We start from the raw sequence: 16,301 nt of genomic DNA on the forward strand, positions 1-16,301 counted from the left end.
ACACTGGCAAGCCCTTTTTTAAGTTTTTTTCGTTTTTTTATTCGTTCGATTAAAAAGAACTCAAAACGCCTCAAAAGTAGGCTTTTATCTTACATATTCTTCAGTTTTTCAGTGAACAAAGAGACTTTTTCCCAGTTTGTGTACTCAACTTCCTTCGTTGTATCCGTTTCACCACCTGTCATATTCATAATAAAGCGGATCATGGTTCTATCGAACCAGTTATAACGTGGGTAATAGAGGGCACCTGCAAATACACCGATTAAAGTCGGCTGCCATGGAGACTTGGTAAGGAACTTCTTAATATACGCACTGCCTTCTGGTGTATCTTTGCCTTGGTCTTCTTTACGCGCCGTTAAGTTAACACAGAAGAACGCAACCTTGCTTGATTGCAACTGAGTAAGGTTGGCATCAATAAATTGATATAGCTTCTTATTAAGGTGGCCATAACGAATCGATGCGCCAATCAACACTCTGTCGTACTGAGCAAAGTCCACCTTGCCAATAGTGTGCAGATCTTGAAGCTCACATTCGAACTCACTCATTTCTTCTTTTATATAGTTCAAGATTTTCTTGGTCTGCCCTTCACGGCTTGAATACAAAAATAGAACTTTTGCCACAATGTTGTCCTTAGCTACGCCAAAACGTAGGGGTCAATAAGATTAATAAGGTGAAGATTTCTAATCGGCCAAACAGCATAGATACGATAAGTACCCATTTTGCTTTGTCGTTCACATCGCCAAAGTGCACCGCGACTTCACCAAGGCCCGGGCCAAGGTTATTTAATGTCGCCGCTACCGCAGAGAAAGCACTCAACTCGTCCATACCAGTTGCAATAAGAGCCAGCATACAAACCACAAACACTAATGCGTATGCAGAGAAGAAGCCCCAGACCGCATCTACAACACGTTGTGGTAGTGCAGAACCGCCAACCTTGATGGTATAGACAGCCCGTGGGTGAACAAGACGCTTCATTTCACGAGCACCTTGCAGAGTAAGTAGTAAGATTCGAATCACTTTCATACCACCACCCGTAGAACCTGCACATCCCCCTATAAAAGAAGAGAACAAAAGCAGTACGGGTAAGAACAATGGCCACTCTGAGAAACCCGTCGTTGTAAAACCCGCGGTCGTAGAGATAGACACGGTTTGGAACAAGGCTTGGTCGAAAGCATCGTAGTACGAATCATAAGAGTGATGATTGAGCAGTAATAAGAAACAAACCAAGAACAGTACTGCCTGAATAAAGATAAAGGCGCGGAACTCAGGATCTTTCCAATAATACTTAGGATGCACACCACCTGAAGCAAATGCAGCAAAGTGAAGCGAATAGTTACATGCGGATATAAGAAGGAACACAACTGTAATCATGTTGATCGCAGGGCTATTGAAATACCCCATGCTCGCATCGTGAGTCGAGAAGCCACCAATCGCAATAGTAGAGAAGCTATGACTGATGGCATCAAAGAAGCTCATCCCAGCAAGCCAAAACGCCACTGCACAAGCAATGGTTAAGCTCAGGTAGATGTACCAAAGCGCTTTTGCCGTTTCAGCAATACGCGGAGTCATCTTGCTATCTTTTACTGGACCCGGGATTTCAGCACGATATAACTGCATACCACCGATACCCAGAACAGGGAGGATAGCTACCGCTAATACGATGATACCCATACCACCAAACCATTGTAGGAACTGACGATAAAAAAGAATCGCCTTAGGCAGATCATCGAGGCCGACAATTACGGTCGCACCTGTCGTAGTTAATGCAGAGAAGGATTCGAAGAAAGCATCGGTTACCGACACATTGGGGTTATCGGCGATCAAAAACGGCAGCGCACCCGCACTACCGATTACCGTCCAAAACAGAACAACAATCAAAAAGCCATCACGCGCTTTCAATTCATGCTTATAACGTCGGTTTGGAAACCAGCAAGTTGCTCCACAGAATAAGAGAACGAAGAAGGTCGTCACAAATGGCACACCCGCACCATCTCGATAGATCAGTGCGACGAGCGCAGGAGCAAGCATTGATACACTAAAAAGTGCTAATAATAATCCGACGATTCGAATAATTGAGCGAAATTGCATGAGCTATTGAACGAAGCGAAATGCTTCACACTTCCTAGTTGTCTTTGACTTTCGTTACCAGTGCCTTAGCACCGCTTTTATTGATCATGGTTTGGGTAAACGAATCTACCTGAAGGAGCTCTATTTCAATAATAAGCTCAACTTGAACACCATAATCCGCTTGGACCTCAACAGCCTGATGCTGAGCCATGATGGATTGTGCGATCGGCACAAAGCCATAGTCTAACTCTAGCCGTAATTTTGTGGTTATTTTTTTCTCGATAGTTTGAAGCAGCTTGAGAGCTTGTTGTACTCCACCACCATAAGCCTTAACTAAACCACCAGTACCGAGCTTGATTCCGCCTGAATAGCGAGTGACTACAGCCGTTAACTCGCCAACACCTGAACCAGACAGTTGCGCCAAGATAGGCTTTCCAGCAGTACCCGAGGGTTCGCCATCATCACTAAAGCCCCACTTCATCGAGTCTTCAGGTCGCCCTGCAGCAAAGCCCCAACAGTTATGTCGCGCTGAAGAATGCTCTTTTTTTACCTGTTCAACGAACTGCTTAGCCGCTTCTACACTTGGAGTATGAGCAAGATGCGTAATAAAGACGCTCTTTTTTATCTCTTCTTCAAACAGAGCCGACGCAGAAGGTATTAAATAAGGCTGTTCATTCATATCGTTAACTTAGTTAATAAGAGCGACGAAGTGTATCACGCGTGAATAATAAGGGTTAGAGGATCTGTGCTATCGCACAATGTTAAACAATTGTTTAAAAAATGTATTGAAATTAATCAAGCAGAGGTACAGACTAAGATAACTGGTCTTACCAGGTATTCTACAATAATAGAAAGATAACAAGATTCTCTCAAACAATCGTGGATTGTATGTCATGGAGATAGACAATGATTTACCAAGCTAACACCCTACAGGTAAAGGAATTACAAGATGGTATTGCGGAATTAAGCTTCTGTGCACCAGCCTCTGTAAACAAACTCGACCTTGCTACTTTAGAATCACTAGATAAAGCGTTAGATGCTCTTAATGCTCACGCAGGATTACGTGGTTTAATCTTAACTTCAAACAAAGACGCGTTCATTGTAGGCGCAGACATCACTGAATTTCTTGGCCTATTTGCTAAGCCAGAAGCAGAACTTGATGAATGGTTAAGATTCGCTAATTCAATCTTCAGCAAGCTCGAAGACCTTCCTGTCCCAACTCTTTCAATGATGCGTGGCCATGCCCTTGGCGGCGGCTGTGAATGTGTACTCGCTACCGATTTCCGTATCGGTGACAAGACCACCAGCATTGGCCTACCTGAAACCAAACTTGGCATCATGCCTGGTTTTGGTGGTTGTGTACGCCTACCTCGTGTTATCGGTGCTGACAGCGCAATGGAAATTATCACGCAAGGCAAAGCATGCCGTGCAGATGAAGCGCTTAAAGTTGGCTTGTTAGATGCGATTGTTGAAACAGACCAGTTACTAGAATCGGCAATCAATACCGTTTCTCTGGCTGCTAATGAAAAATTAGACTGGCAGCTACGCCGTAAACAAAAGACATCAGCGCTTTCACTAAGCAAACTCGAAGCGATGATGAGCTTTACCATGGCGAAGGGCTTAGTTGCTCAAAAAGCAGGGCCTCACTACCCAGCTCCGATTACTTCTGTGATTGCGATTGAAGAAGCAGCACGCAGCAATCGCGATGCAGCACTCGACATCGAACGTAAGCACTTCGTTAAGCTAGCGAAATCGGAAGAAGCAAAAGCATTAGTTGGCTTATTCCTGAATGACCAGTACATCAAAGGCTTAGCGAAACAAGCGGGTAAGTCAGCAAACAAAGCAACTGAGCGTGCAGCCGTACTTGGTGCAGGTATCATGGGCGGCGGTATTGCTTACCAATCAGCTCTAAAAGGCGTGCCAGTGATGATGAAAGACATCGCACAAGCATCGCTTGATCTAGGTATGAACGAAGCATCTAAGCTGTTGAATAAACGCTTATCACGCGGTCGCTTAGATGGATTCAAGATGGCAGGTATTCTGTCTTCTATTACTCCAAGCCTGCATTACGCGGGTGTAGAACAGTCGGATGTGATTGTTGAAGCAGTAGTAGAAAACCCGAAAGTAAAAGCAGCAGTACTGAGCGAAGTGGAAGGTTTGGTTGGTGAAGACACGGTTCTAACATCAAACACCTCTACAATTCCGATCAACCTGCTAGCGAAATCACTGAAGCGCCCAGAAAACTTCTGTGGCATGCACTTCTTTAACCCTGTGCATCGCATGCCTTTGGTTGAGATCATCCGTGGTGAACAAACTTCAGAAGAGACCATCAATCGCGTGGTTGCTTACGCAGCGAAGATGGGTAAATCCCCAATCGTTGTTAACGACTGCCCAGGCTTCTTCGTTAACCGTGTACTTTTCCCTTACTTTGGCGGTTTCAGCATGTTGCTACGCGACGGTGCTGATTTCACTAAGATCGATAAAGTGATGGAGCGCAAGTTCGGTTGGCCAATGGGCCCGGCTTACTTACTAGACGTTGTAGGCCTAGACACTGCACACCACGCACAAGCTGTGATGGCGCAAGGTTTCCCAGAGCGTATGGGCAAAGAAGGTCGTGATGCGATTGATGCACTTTACGTTGCTGAAAAATACGGTCAGAAAAACGGTAGCGGTTTCTACACATACAGCGTAGACAAGCGTGGTCGTCCGAAGAAGACCTTCTCTGAAGACATTCTTCCTATCTTGGCTGACGTATGTCAAGCACCACAAGATTTTGATGACCAAACAATTATCCAGCGCGTGATGATTCCAATGATCAACGAAGTGGTGCTTTGTCTAGAAGAAGGCATTATCGCGACACCGCAAGAAGCGGATATGGCACTGGTTTACGGTTTAGGCTTCCCTCCATTTAGAGGCGGCGTATTCCGCTACTTAGACAGTGTGGGCATTGGTAACTTCGTTGAAATGGCGAAAGGCTACCAAGACTTAGGTGCAATGTACCAAGTTCCTCAGCTATTGCTTGATATGGCAGCGAAGGGCGAAAGCTTTTACGACAGCCAACAAGCCAGTTCTCTGTAACCCACATTTGGAAAAGGAATAGCAAAATGAAAAATGTAGTTGTTGTTGATTGCCTTCGCACCCCAATGGGACGTTCCAAAGGTGGAGCTTTCCGTCACACTCGTGCTGAAGATCTGTCTGCACATTTGATGAAAGGCATTTTAGAGCGCAACCCAGAAGTAAACCCTGTCGAAATTGAAGATATTTACTGGGGTTGCGTACAACAAACACTAGAGCAAGGCTTCAACGTTGCACGTAACGCTGCCTTGCTTGCTGGTCTACCGATTGAGATTGGTGCTGTAACAGTCAACCGTTTATGTGGTTCATCTATGCAAGCTTTGCATGATGCAACTCGCTCTATCATGGTTGGTGATGCTGAAATCTGCCTGATTGGTGGTGTGGAGCACATGGGCCACGTACCAATGAACCATGGTGTTGATTTTCACCCAGGCATGTCAAAACACGTAGCAAAAGCGGCCGGCATGATGGGGCTAACCGCTGAGATGTTAGGCAAAATGCACGGTATTAGCCGTGAAGACCAAGATGCATTCGCAGCACGCTCACATGCTCGCGCTCAAGCAGCTACGGTTGAAGGTCGTTTCAAAAATGAAATCCTGCCAACCGAAGCTCACGCTGCAGACGGTTCTCTGTTCACTCTGGATTACGACGAAGTCATTCGCCCAGAGACAACAGTTGAAGGCTTATCCCAGCTGCGTCCGGTATTTGACCCAGCAAACGGCACAGTAACAGCAGGTACTTCATCAGCTCTGTCTGATGGTGCTTCTGCAATGCTTATCATGAGCGAAGAGAAAGCTAACGCACTTGGCCTTAAGATTCGCGCTCGCGTGAAGTCTATGGCTATCGCTGGCTGCGATCCTTCAATCATGGGTTACGGCCCAGTACCAGCAACCCAAAAAGCACTTAAACGTGCAGGACTAACCATTGAAGACATGGGTGTGATTGAGTTAAACGAAGCGTTTGCTGCTCAATCTCTACCTTGTGCTAAAGACTTAGGTCTACTGGATGTTGTTGACGAGAAAGTAAACCTTAACGGCGGTGCGATTGCTCTGGGTCACCCACTAGGCTGTTCTGGTTCTCGTATCTCGACGACGCTAATCAACCTGATGGAAGCACAAGACGTGAAATACGGCTTGGCGACTATGTGTATTGGTTTAGGCCAAGGTATTGCAACGGTATTTGAACGCCCATAGCGTTTACTGACTGTAATATTTGAAGGGTAATCTTTTGTGCAGCTATATTTATATAGCTGCACTTTTTATTGCTTGGCATCCAACAATGCATCGATTGTGTTCAGCGAACTCAACGAGAGAAAAACCAACCCTGACATCTATGCACAAAACGCATATATTCAATGTTGATGTTTCATTATTTTTTCTCGGATGATTCAACTAAAGTTACTTCAGTTTCCTAATATTCCTCCACGGAGCAGATCATGTTTAAAGCACTTGTACTAAACCAAGAAGACAAAAAAACTATCGCGTCAGTTTCTCAAATTGAAGAATCTCAATTACCAGAAGGTAACGTGAAGATTGATGTTAGCTACTCTTCTTTGAACTACAAAGATGGTTTGGCGATTACAGGTAAAGGGCGCATTGTTCGCAACTTCCCTATGGTTCCTGGTATCGACCTTTCTGGTGTGGTTTCACAATCTGATGACCCTCGCTACAAAGCAGGCGACGAAGTGGTTCTAACTGGTTGGGGTGTTGGTGAAGGTCACTGGGGCGGCATGGCTGAGAAAGCAAGCCTAAACGGTGACTGGTTAGTGCCGATGCCTAAAGGTCTAGACGCTAAGAAAGTAATGGCGATTGGTACAGCAGGCTTCACAGCAATGCTTTGTGTTCAAGCTATTGTCGATGCTGGCATCAAGCCTGAAGACGGTGAAATCCTAGTTACCGGCGCAAGTGGCGGTGTAGGTAGCGTATCTATCACTCTACTAAACCAACTGGGCTACAAAGTGGCAGCAGTGACTGGCCGTGCTTCTGTAAACGGTGAACTACTTAAATCACTAGGCGCGACACGTATTGTAGAGCGTGCTGAACTAGAAGAACCAGCTAAGCCACTAGAAAAACAACTGTGGGCTGGCGCTATCGATACGGTAGGCAGCAAAGTCCTTGCGAAAGTATTGGCGCAAATTGATTACAACGGTGCGGTTGCGATGTGTGGTCTAGCAGGCGGTTTTGACTTACCAACCACGGTAATGCCATTCATTCTGCGTAACGTTCGCCTACAAGGTGTTGATTCTGTAATGTGCCCTCGTGAAAAACGTATTAAAGCGTGGGAACAACTGGCTGAGCTACTACCAGAATCTTTCTACGCTCAAGCAACCAAAGAAGTGTCTTTAGACGGTGCAATTCAAGCAGCAGAAGACATCACTAACGGTCAAATCACTGGTCGCGTAGTCATTAAACTATAGGCTCTCAAACATAAAGTTATCAAACCTTAAGCAACAGCTTTAGGCTTGGATAACCCAAAACAACAAAGGGCTGATTTTTATCAGCCCTTTTGCGTTTTTGTCATTCGGGTCAAGTGAACTCAGACTCAGATCCGGTTAACCCAAACCGACATCCGCAATCCGTTTTTGAATCAACTCACCACACTCTTCTTTTACCACTCTTCTTAACCATTGTTGTGAAGCAGAAGAATCGCAACGCGAGTGCCAGATCAGTGAGTAATCAAACGGCATAAATTCAAATGGTAATGGCTTAACAACCAAGTCATAACGCTCTGCTACCAAATAAGCCAAATCAGCAGGCACAGTAATCACCAACGGCATTCTATCAACAATCGCCAATGCAGCTTCAAGGTGATAAGCACGCAACACCATTTTACGAGGCTGTTGATTGGCTAACGCGTTGTCTAATAAAGCCTTAACACCATCACTGATCGCAATCATCGCATGTGGGAGTGAAACATAGTCTTCAAGGCTTAAAGGTTGATCGGCTAATGGATGGTTTTTAGATAACAGACACGACACACCAACCGGCCCCAAGACTTCTTGATGAAGTGGTGCAATGCTGCCACTCGGACGACAGATCGCCATATCAACGCGTTCGGTGCTGAGCTGTTTAAACAAATGCTCATGCTGCAACGGAGCAAACTCCAAAGAGATATTGGGTGCTTGTTCATAAATCTTAGGCAACGCATAAGGCAAGATGGTTTGCATCGCATAATCGGTGGTAGCGATCAGAAAACGTTCGCTGCAATAGTAAGGGTCAAAGTCACTCGGACTCAGCAATTGGCGAAAAGACTCCAAAGGCTGATCAATACGCTGACTGATCTCGAGTGCTTTCTTGGTAGGAATAAGGTGCTGACCTTGACGTGTAAACAACGGATCGTTTAGTAATTCTCTTAAACGCCCTAATACTCGACTGGTTGCGGATTGGCTTAAGTTAAGACGAAGCGCGGCCTGGCTTACGCTGCCCTCTTCAATCAATACCTTTAAAGCGACCAATAAATTAAGGTCTCTACGATAGATGTCTTCTAATTCCACGCCACTTACCTAGCTGTATACGCTTGCCATTAGTCACTAAGTTGTTTATAGCATGCTTTAGATAAAAAAAATCCCGCAATTACGCGGGGAAGCCCAAGAAAATTTGGGGATAGTGTCGGAATGTTGTCGTATCGGAATTCGCTTGCTGTATTCGGGTTAGTGCTCTTGCTCTTCGGCTATGCCTTGCCAACGGCGCATCTCTACCCAAATACCAATAATCGTTGCTACTATGCCAAAAATAGGCATCAGTGAGGTCTCTGTCGATGAGCGTAGTACTAACGCACAAAAAGAAATAAAACAGAGAACCGAATAAATTGTTAATCTATCTAATCCTGTCAACATCGCCACTCCTTAGCTAGTTGCCTTTGCTTCAAGTTGTTATCAACTTGTTAACTAAGTTATAGGAAATGATTCTGTTTGCCAAGCACTTATTGCATATTTTTTCTGCAGACGTATTATTCACTCGTTAGATAGATATAGAGATACAAACCATGACATTCAAACCTGAACTGGCAACCCATACTTTAGAAGCTGAAGGCCTGCGTTGCCCGGAACCAGTAATGATGGTCAGGAAGACAATTAGAAACATGCAGGATGGCGATGTGTTACTGGTAAAAGCTGACGATCCTTCGACAACTCGAGATATCCCGAGTTTTTGTCGATTCATGGATCACCAGTTGGTAGGTCAAGCGACAGAAACGTTGCCTTACCAGTATTTGATCAGAAAGGGATTGGAGGCGTAACGCCCCACCGACTATCAAGTATCAAAAAAGCCGCTCGTACCTTATGTTCTTAAACAGAACTCAGAGTACGAGCGGCTTTTTGTTTATTCGCTTCTAGATTTGTTTTGCAGATGCTCCAGCTGATGCTGAATTTCTCGGATATCTTTGCGCATCGGAATAATATGCGCGACCCGAATCCAAGCCTCTACCGCAAGTGCAGTCATGATGATGGCACCCGCGACCATTGGCAGCCACATGTCCGTCAACACCATGCCTAACAGTGTAAGTGCAAGACCAAAAGTAAATAGATAACTTTGGCTTTGTGGAGTAATACCCATATAACGCGTCAACATAATCATGCCCTCGTGTTCTTAACTCACAAGATTAAAATATCATGACAAGTATGACAGTTATATGTCCATTCGCTCGATAAACCCCACAATACTGTAAGAGTATGACCTACAACACATTACTCTACTGATTGAGTATAATAAGACTCAAAACACTTACGAGTAAAACGCAGCAGCGATAGCTAAACCCACGAATAGCAAGGCTGTGATCTTACGAATCAGATCAAGAGGCATCTTATCAGCAGACAGCTTACCGATGATCACCACAGGCACATTTGCCAGCAACATACCAATGGTTGTACCCAGAATCACCCACGCTAATGCATCCGCATATTGAGCCCCTAGGATAGAGGTCGCAATTTGGGTTTTATCGCCGATCTCAGCAATAAAGAAAGCGATAAAACTGGCGACAAACGGTCCTCGGTTTGAGATCTGTTCATCGTCATCTAACTTATCGGGAATCAAAATCCAGCCAGCCATCGCAATGAAACTGACCACCAGCACCCACTTTAATACTTCAGGTGAAAGATAATCAGCAACCACGACCCCGAGCCATGCTGCAAGGGCATGATTGGCAATGGTGGCAAAGAAGATAGCTGCGATGATAGGTATCGGCTTGCGATATCGACTGGCTAATAAAAGAGATAGCAACTGAGTCTTATCACCGATCTCGGCTAAGGCGACAGTTGTAATTGAAATTGCTAAAACGCTCACGACATGCTCATTTGGGATGGGGATTATTATATTTAACCAAAGACAAACCTCGCGCCCCATCCCGGTTCACGATGCTTGTCTATGGTCTTGCTAAGCACCACCAAGGTGGTGGTTGCCTCGAACGCCATGATGATTTTGCATCAATTATGTTGACGAACGAACTCATTCAATAGGATATGAATAAGTAAGCTACTCCCCAAAGACCGCGAGATTTTAATAGCCCATGCTTTCAAACACAAGTGTCAAAGTTATCAAAATATCCACTTGTGCCGAAAAACAAACATTAAAGGCACAAAAATCCACTAAACGACATTTTAGACCACTAATTAAACAAGATTACCCCTACTCGCTTTACGAATATCTCGGTATACTCAGAGGTTATTTTTCTCATTCATTTAAAAGAATCGCGCGAACCTGACTATGCAAAAATACGATATCAAAACCTTCCAGGGAATGATCCTCGCGCTGCAGGATTACTGGGCTCAAAACGGTTGTACCATTGTTCAACCTCTAGATATGGAAGTAGGTGCAGGCACCTCTCACCCAATGACATGTCTACGAGCACTTGGCCCAGAGCCAATGTCTACAGCTTACGTTCAACCTTCTCGTCGTCCGACCGATGGCCGTTACGGTGAAAACCCGAACCGTCTGCAGCACTACTACCAATTCCAAGTAGCGCTAAAACCATCGCCAGACAATATCCAAGAGTTGTACCTAGGCTCCCTAGAGGTTCTTGGTGTTGACCCACTTGTTCACGACATTCGCTTCGTTGAAGATAACTGGGAAAACCCAACACTAGGCGCATGGGGCCTTGGTTGGGAAGTATGGCTAAACGGCATGGAAGTAACTCAGTTTACTTACTTCCAACAGGTTGGCGGCCTTGAGTGTAAGCCAGTAACTGGCGAGATCACTTACGGTATCGAGCGTCTAGCAATGTACATCCAGGAAGTAGATTCTGTTTACGACCTAGTATGGAACGTAGCACCAGACGGTTCTAACGTGACTTACGGTGACATCTTCCACCAAAACGAAGTTGAGCAATCGACGTACAACTTCGAGCACGCAGACGTAGATTTCCTATTCACTTTCTTCGACCAGTGCGAGAAAGAGTGTAAAGAGCTACTTGAGCTTGAGAAGCCACTACCGCTTCCAGCTTACGAGCGCATTCTAAAAGCAGGTCACGCATTCAACATCCTTGATGCGCGCAAAGCTATCTCTGTAACAGAGCGTCAACGTTACATCCTTCGTATCCGCAACCTGACTAAATCAGTTGCTGAAGCGTACTACGCGTCACGTGAAGCGCTTGGCTTCCCAATGTGTAAGAAGGAAGGTAAATAATCATGGCGAAGAATTTTCTAATTGAACTGGGTACGGAAGAGCTTCCACCAACAGCACTTCGTTCTCTAGCAGAAGCGTTTGCTTCTAACTTTGAAGCAGGTCTTAAAACGGCTGAGCTTTCTCACGAAGGCATCAAGTGGTACGCAGCACCTCGTCGTCTAGCACTTAAAGTAACTGCACTGGCTGAAGGCCAAGCAGACAAAGTGGTTGAGAAACGTGGCCCTGCTGTTTCTGTGGCGTTCGATGCTGAAGGCAACGCGACCAAAGCGGCACAAGGTTGGGCTCGTGGTAACGGTATTACTGTTGAGCAAGCTGACCGTCTGAAAACAGACAAAGGCGAGTGGCTTCTTTTCAAACAAGAAGTAGCTGGCAAACCAGTTCAAGAATTGGTGATGGACATTGCTGCGAAAGCACTGGCTGGCCTACCAATTCCTAAAGCAATGCGCTGGGGTAACTCAGACATTCAATTTATCCGTCCAGTAAAAACACTGACAGTACTACTAGGTGATGAGCTTGTTGAAGGCGAAATCCTAGGCGTAGCATCTGCTCGTACTATCCGTGGCCACCGTTTCATGGGCGAACAAGAGTTCACAATCGACTCTGCTGACCAATACCCTGCGATCCTAGAAGAGCGCGGTAAAGTAATGGCAGATTACGAAGCGCGTAAAGCGATCATCCTTGCTGATTCGAAAAAAGCGGCAGCTGCGGTTGGCGGTACAGCTGACCTAGAAGATGACCTTGTTGAAGAAGTAACGTCTCTGGTTGAATGGCCAGTAGTACTGACAGCGAAGTTTGAAGAAGAGTTCCTAAAAGTCCCTTCTGAAGCTTTGGTTTACACCATGAAGGGTGACCAAAAGTACTTCCCTGTTTACGATGACAACAAGAAGCTACTACCGAACTTCATCTTCGTATCGAACATCGAGTCTAAAGAGCCTCGTCACGTTATCGAAGGTAACGAGAAAGTGGTACGCCCACGTCTTGCTGATGCTGAATTCTTCTTCAACACAGACCGTAAGCGCCCGCTTATCGACCGTCTTGCTGAACTAGACCAGGCTATCTTCCAGAAGCAATTGGGTACTATCAAAGACAAAACAGACCGCATCACAGAGCTTGCAGGCTACATTGCTGAGCAAATCGATGCTGACGTTGAAAAGTCTAAGCGTGCTGGCCTACTGGCTAAGTGTGACCTAATGACCTCTATGGTATTCGAATTTACGGATACTCAAGGTGTGATGGGCATGCACTACGCGACTCACGACGGTGAAGACGAGCAAGTTGCACTGGCACTTTACGAGCAATACATGCCTCGTTTCGCGGGTGACGATCTACCAAGCACTGGTATCTCTTCAGCAGTAGCAATGGCAGACAAGCTAGACACTATCGTAGGTATCTTCGGTATTGGCCAAGCACCAAAAGGTTCTGACCCATTTGCACTTCGTCGTGCGTCTCTAGGTGTGCTACGTATCATCGTTGAAAACGGCTACAACCTAGACCTAACCGATCTGATCGGCAAAGCGAAAGAGCTACTAGGCGACAAGCTGACTAACAAAAACGTAGAAGCTGACGTTATCGACTTCATGCTAGGTCGTTTCCGCGCATGGTACCAAGATGCTGGTTTCAGCGTTGATATCATCCAAGCGGTACTAGCACGTCGTCCAACTAAGCCTGCTGACTTTGACCAACGTGTTAAAGCGGTTTCTCACTTCCGTGAACTGGAAGCAGCAGAAGCACTAGCAGCAGCGAACAAGCGTGTAGGTAATATCCTTGCGAAATTCGATGGCGAGCTACCAGCTGAAATCGACCTAACGCTTCTTCAAGAAGACGCAGAGAAAGCACTGGCTGAAAACGTTGAAGTAATGACGGAAGCACTAGAACCAGCATTCGCAACAGGTAACTACCAAGAAGCCCTAAGCAAGCTTGCTGATCTACGTGAACCAGTTGATGCATTCTTCGATAACGTAATGGTTATGGCTGATGACGAAGCGCTTAAGAAGAACCGTCTAACGCTACTGAACAACCTACGTAACCTGTTCCTACAGATTGCTGACATCTCTCTACTGCAAAAATAAGCACAAGTGAGACAATTACTCTAAGTCATACTCTGAGTAATTAACGGTAAACACCCAAAGGGAAGCGAAAGCTTCCCTTTTTGTTTTTGTGAACCAAGCATTTGTTTGTAGATGTCTTATTGATTAACTGAATGAAACAGCACTCAGACTGTAGAGGGCATTGTTTGCTATAACTGACCTGTTTATTCAGGGGAAGGGAACAATGAAAAAAACAGTACTCGCGCTTTCAATACTCGCACTCAGCGCATGCAGCCAAACCAGTGACAACAACCTATTACTGACAATTGATAACGACACTGTCGTATTCGAATCATCCGGTAAAGGCACCGTGATTGCAGAACAGGAACTCGCGAAAGGTAGCTATACCTTCTCTATCAGCGATACTCAAAATACCTGTGGCACCAACTATGCGCTGGCTGAAGAAAACCGCATCAAATTCAATAAACCCCTTCGCCTAGACGACTGCGCCGAGAAGTCTGAATTAGATATCAAGATCTTTCGCGCTAACACCTATCAGTTTATGCTCAACCCACAAACCAATGAACTGACCGTTCAGATAAAGCCGAAGCAACAACAAGTACAAAGCTTTGCTTGTCCGGTTCCTAGTGACGAACCAACCATCATCGACGTTGCTCAAACCTTTGATGATGGCACCGTGGTTAGAGACGCTCTTTCAGGCAAACAAGTCACAGTAACGAATGGCAGCGTCACCATGCAGCCAGCAGAAAATAGCCAAGGTGTTCTGCTGCTTGAGAAAGTAGAACCAGAAACCAAAGCTGACTTTAGTTGGGATAACGCCACGGTTTACTTCGTAATGACTGACCGTTTCCACAATGGTAATCCTGATAACGACAACAGTTACGGTCGCAGCCAAGATGGACAAGACGAAATCGGCACCTTCCACGGTGGTGACTTGGCAGGCTTAACCGAAAAACTCGATTACATAGAATCACTCGGTGCTAATGCTATCTGGATAACGTCTCCGTTAGAGCAAATCCACGGCTGGGTTGGCGGCGGTGATCGAGGTGACTTCAAACACTACGGCTACCACGGCTACTACCATCAAGATTGGACCAAGCTCGATGACAACATGGGCACCGAAGACGAGCTAAAAACCTTCATCGATACCGCGCATAGCAAAGGCATTCGTGTTGTTTGGGATGTGGTAATGAACCACACCGGCTATGCGACGCTTGCCGACATGCAAGAGTTTGATTTTGGTAAGCTCAACCTAACTGACGAAGAAGCCAAACAAACACTTGGCGAAAACTGGACAGATTGGCAACCTGCCAAAGGTCAGAACTGGCACTACTTCAACAACTACATCTCTTACAGCGACAAAGAAGCGTGGGAAAAGTGGTGGGGCAAAGCTTGGCTACGCAGCGATATCGGCGCCTATGACTCTCCGGGCTACAATAACCTCACCATGTCTTTGGCGCATCTGCCCGATTTCAAAACAGAGTCGACAGAGACAATCGGGCTGCCTAATTTCTATCGCAATAAGTCCACCAGCGCGACCGATGAACTCAAAACACCTCGTAACCATTTAATCACTTGGTTATCGGATTGGGTGCGCGAATATGGTGTCGATGGTTTCAGGGTCGATACCGCTAAACACGTTGAACTCGAAGCATGGGCAGAACTGAAAGAGAGCACCAACCAGGCACTTGCCGAGTGGAAACAGAACAACCCAGACAAGGCCTTGGATGACTTACCCTTCTGGATGACTGGCGAAGTATGGGCACACAGCGTGGTCAAATCAGATTACTTCGCTAACGGATTTGATTCGATCATCAACTTTGAATTCCAGAGTGATATCGCACCAAAGGCGCTCAAGTGCCTATCCGATCTTGATGCTGATTACCTTCGATACGCAGAGAAGATCAACAACGACAGCGAGTTCAACGTACTGAGTTACCTTTCGTCTCACGACACCTCGCTATTCTGGACACAACATGGCAGTGACTTTGCAAAACAAACCAAAGCTGCAAACGCGTTGATGCTGGCTCCCGGTGCGGTACAGATCTATTACGGCGATGAAATCGCCCGAGACTTTGGCCCAACGGGTTCTGATCCAATGCAAGGCACACGCTCAGACATGCCTTGGGATCAAATCACTGGCGAACGTGCAGAGCTGCTAGAACACTGGCAAGCGCTTGGCCAATTCCGCCAACGCCACCCAGCCGTTGCTCAGGGTAAGCACATCATCCGTAACAGCAAGGGCTACTATGCGTTCGAACGCCAATACCAAGATGACAAGGTATTAGTCGTTTATACCGGTTCGAACTAAACCTTCATTAACATAAACACCAGAAACTAAAGGGGAAGCTTAGGCTTCTCCTTTTTTTATCGCTAAAGGTACGTTCAATAAGCAAGCTGTCACTCATTAACCAAACTTTATAGAAGTTTTTTACGTGTTAGAGCATTTGGCGCTATGCGTCGCAAAAACATTGCGGTATGTTCAAGGAATACACTG

General features: G+C 45.8%; 14 protein-coding genes and 1 riboswitch. Of the genes, 7 read left to right on the plus strand and 7 right to left on the minus strand.

What is annotated here, in order from left to right; genetic code table 11:
• Nucleotides 1-89 precede the first annotated feature (89 nt).
• The 3 genes from hemG to AB4493_RS15470 are packed head-to-tail and all read right to left on the minus strand — an operon-like array spanning nt 90 to nt 2,743.
• On the minus strand, nt 90-617 hold the full coding sequence (hemG, locus tag AB4493_RS15460) for a menaquinone-dependent protoporphyrinogen IX dehydrogenase (RefSeq protein ID WP_017058824.1): 528 nt from the start codon (nt 615-617) through the stop codon (nt 90-92).
• Nucleotides 618-627: 10 nt separating this feature from the next.
• Nucleotides 628-2,085 carry a TrkH family potassium uptake protein gene (locus AB4493_RS15465; protein WP_008223210.1) on the minus strand — a complete coding sequence of 486 codons (1,458 nt, stop codon included), beginning with the start codon at nt 2,083-2,085 and terminating at the stop codon, nt 628-630.
• A gap of 34 nt (nt 2,086-2,119) precedes the next feature.
• Nucleotides 2,120-2,743, minus strand: coding sequence for a YigZ family protein (locus tag AB4493_RS15470; protein ID WP_004736669.1), 624 nt, complete (start codon nt 2,741-2,743; stop codon nt 2,120-2,122).
• Nucleotides 2,744-2,970: 227 nt separating this feature from the next.
• On the opposite strand from AB4493_RS15470, the gene fadB reads away from it, so the two are divergent.
• From fadB to AB4493_RS15485, 3 genes are all read left to right on the plus strand, one after another.
• On the plus strand, nt 2,971-5,142 hold the full coding sequence (gene fadB / locus AB4493_RS15475) for a fatty acid oxidation complex subunit alpha FadB (RefSeq protein ID WP_017058822.1): 2,172 nt from the start codon (nt 2,971-2,973) through the stop codon (nt 5,140-5,142).
• Nucleotides 5,143-5,168: 26 nt separating this feature from the next.
• A complete protein-coding gene (fadA, locus tag AB4493_RS15480; RefSeq protein WP_017058821.1) occupies nt 5,169-6,332 on the plus strand; it encodes an acetyl-CoA C-acyltransferase FadA in 1,164 nt (387 codons plus the stop codon).
• A gap of 242 nt (nt 6,333-6,574) precedes the next feature.
• Nucleotides 6,575-7,555 carry an MDR family oxidoreductase gene (locus AB4493_RS15485; protein WP_017058820.1) on the plus strand — a complete coding sequence of 327 codons (981 nt, stop codon included), beginning with the start codon at nt 6,575-6,577 and terminating at the stop codon, nt 7,553-7,555.
• 135 nt (nt 7,556-7,690) lie between these two features.
• On the opposite strand, the gene AB4493_RS15490 is transcribed toward AB4493_RS15485, so the two are convergent.
• Entirely contained in the window at nt 7,691-8,632 is a 942-nt protein-coding gene (locus AB4493_RS15490; protein WP_004736673.1) for a LysR family transcriptional regulator, read from the minus strand.
• Nucleotides 8,633-8,788: 156 nt separating this feature from the next.
• On the minus strand, nt 8,789-8,974 hold the full coding sequence (locus AB4493_RS15495; protein WP_004736674.1) for a hypothetical protein: 186 nt from the start codon (nt 8,972-8,974) through the stop codon (nt 8,789-8,791).
• A 149-nt stretch (nt 8,975-9,123) separates the two neighbouring features.
• Here AB4493_RS15495 and tusA point away from each other — a divergent pair, with 149 nt between their 5' ends.
• The gene (gene tusA, locus AB4493_RS15500) at nt 9,124-9,375 is read left to right on the plus strand and encodes a sulfurtransferase TusA (RefSeq protein WP_004736675.1); all 252 of its coding nucleotides are present in this window, start codon (nt 9,124-9,126) and stop codon (nt 9,373-9,375) included.
• Between the two features lie 83 nt (nt 9,376-9,458).
• Here the strand turns inward: tusA and AB4493_RS15505 are convergent, their stop codons facing one another.
• Entirely contained in the window at nt 9,459-9,713 is a 255-nt protein-coding gene (locus tag AB4493_RS15505) for a hypothetical protein (protein WP_017058818.1), read from the minus strand.
• A 147-nt stretch (nt 9,714-9,860) separates the two neighbouring features.
• The gene (locus AB4493_RS15510) at nt 9,861-10,418 is read right to left on the minus strand and encodes a TMEM165/GDT1 family protein (RefSeq protein WP_004739245.1); all 558 of its coding nucleotides are present in this window, start codon (nt 10,416-10,418) and stop codon (nt 9,861-9,863) included.
• Between the two features lie 93 nt (nt 10,419-10,511).
• Nucleotides 10,512-10,628: riboswitch (yybP-ykoY riboswitch) on the minus strand.
• Between the two features lie 210 nt (nt 10,629-10,838).
• On the opposite strand from AB4493_RS15510, the gene glyQ reads away from it, so the two are divergent.
• The 3 genes from glyQ to AB4493_RS15525 all read left to right on the plus strand — a co-directional run bounded on the left by glyQ (nt 10,839) and on the right by AB4493_RS15525 (nt 16,115).
• Nucleotides 10,839-11,756: a glycine--tRNA ligase subunit alpha gene (gene glyQ, locus AB4493_RS15515; RefSeq protein WP_017058815.1), complete on the plus strand. Its 918-nt coding sequence runs from the start codon at nt 10,839-10,841 to the stop codon at nt 11,754-11,756.
• A gap of 2 nt (nt 11,757-11,758) precedes the next feature.
• Nucleotides 11,759-13,825: a glycine--tRNA ligase subunit beta gene (gene glyS, locus AB4493_RS15520; protein WP_017071788.1), complete on the plus strand. Its 2,067-nt coding sequence runs from the start codon at nt 11,759-11,761 to the stop codon at nt 13,823-13,825.
• A gap of 202 nt (nt 13,826-14,027) precedes the next feature.
• Nucleotides 14,028-16,115: an alpha-amylase gene (locus tag AB4493_RS15525; protein WP_017058813.1), complete on the plus strand. Its 2,088-nt coding sequence runs from the start codon at nt 14,028-14,030 to the stop codon at nt 16,113-16,115.
• The last annotated feature ends 186 nt before the right edge of the window (nt 16,116-16,301 follow it).

The organism is Vibrio sp. 10N.222.55.A1 (genome assembly GCF_041473835.1).
Taxonomy (GTDB): domain Bacteria; phylum Pseudomonadota; class Gammaproteobacteria; order Enterobacterales; family Vibrionaceae; genus Vibrio; species Vibrio crassostreae_C.

Coding starts and splice junctions, on each gene's coding strand:
- AB4493_RS15465 (WP_008223210.1), bottom strand. CDS start 2,085: ATGCAATTTCGCTCAATTATTCGAATCGTCGGATTATTATTAGCACTT.
- AB4493_RS15470 (WP_004736669.1), bottom strand. CDS start 2,743: ATGAATGAACAGCCTTATTTAATACCTTCTGCGTCGGCTCTGTTTGAA.
- fadB (WP_017058822.1), top strand. CDS start 2,971: ATGATTTACCAAGCTAACACCCTACAGGTAAAGGAATTACAAGATGGT.
- fadA (WP_017058821.1), top strand. CDS start 5,169: ATGAAAAATGTAGTTGTTGTTGATTGCCTTCGCACCCCAATGGGACGT.
- AB4493_RS15485 (WP_017058820.1), top strand. CDS start 6,575: ATGTTTAAAGCACTTGTACTAAACCAAGAAGACAAAAAAACTATCGCG.
- AB4493_RS15495 (WP_004736674.1), bottom strand. CDS start 8,974: ATGTTGACAGGATTAGATAGATTAACAATTTATTCGGTTCTCTGTTTT.
- tusA (WP_004736675.1), top strand. CDS start 9,124: ATGACATTCAAACCTGAACTGGCAACCCATACTTTAGAAGCTGAAGGC.
- AB4493_RS15505 (WP_017058818.1), bottom strand. CDS start 9,713: ATGATTATGTTGACGCGTTATATGGGTATTACTCCACAAAGCCAAAGT.
- glyQ (WP_017058815.1), top strand. CDS start 10,839: ATGCAAAAATACGATATCAAAACCTTCCAGGGAATGATCCTCGCGCTG.
- glyS (WP_017071788.1), top strand. CDS start 11,759: ATGGCGAAGAATTTTCTAATTGAACTGGGTACGGAAGAGCTTCCACCA.
- AB4493_RS15525 (WP_017058813.1), top strand. CDS start 14,028: ATGAAAAAAACAGTACTCGCGCTTTCAATACTCGCACTCAGCGCATGC.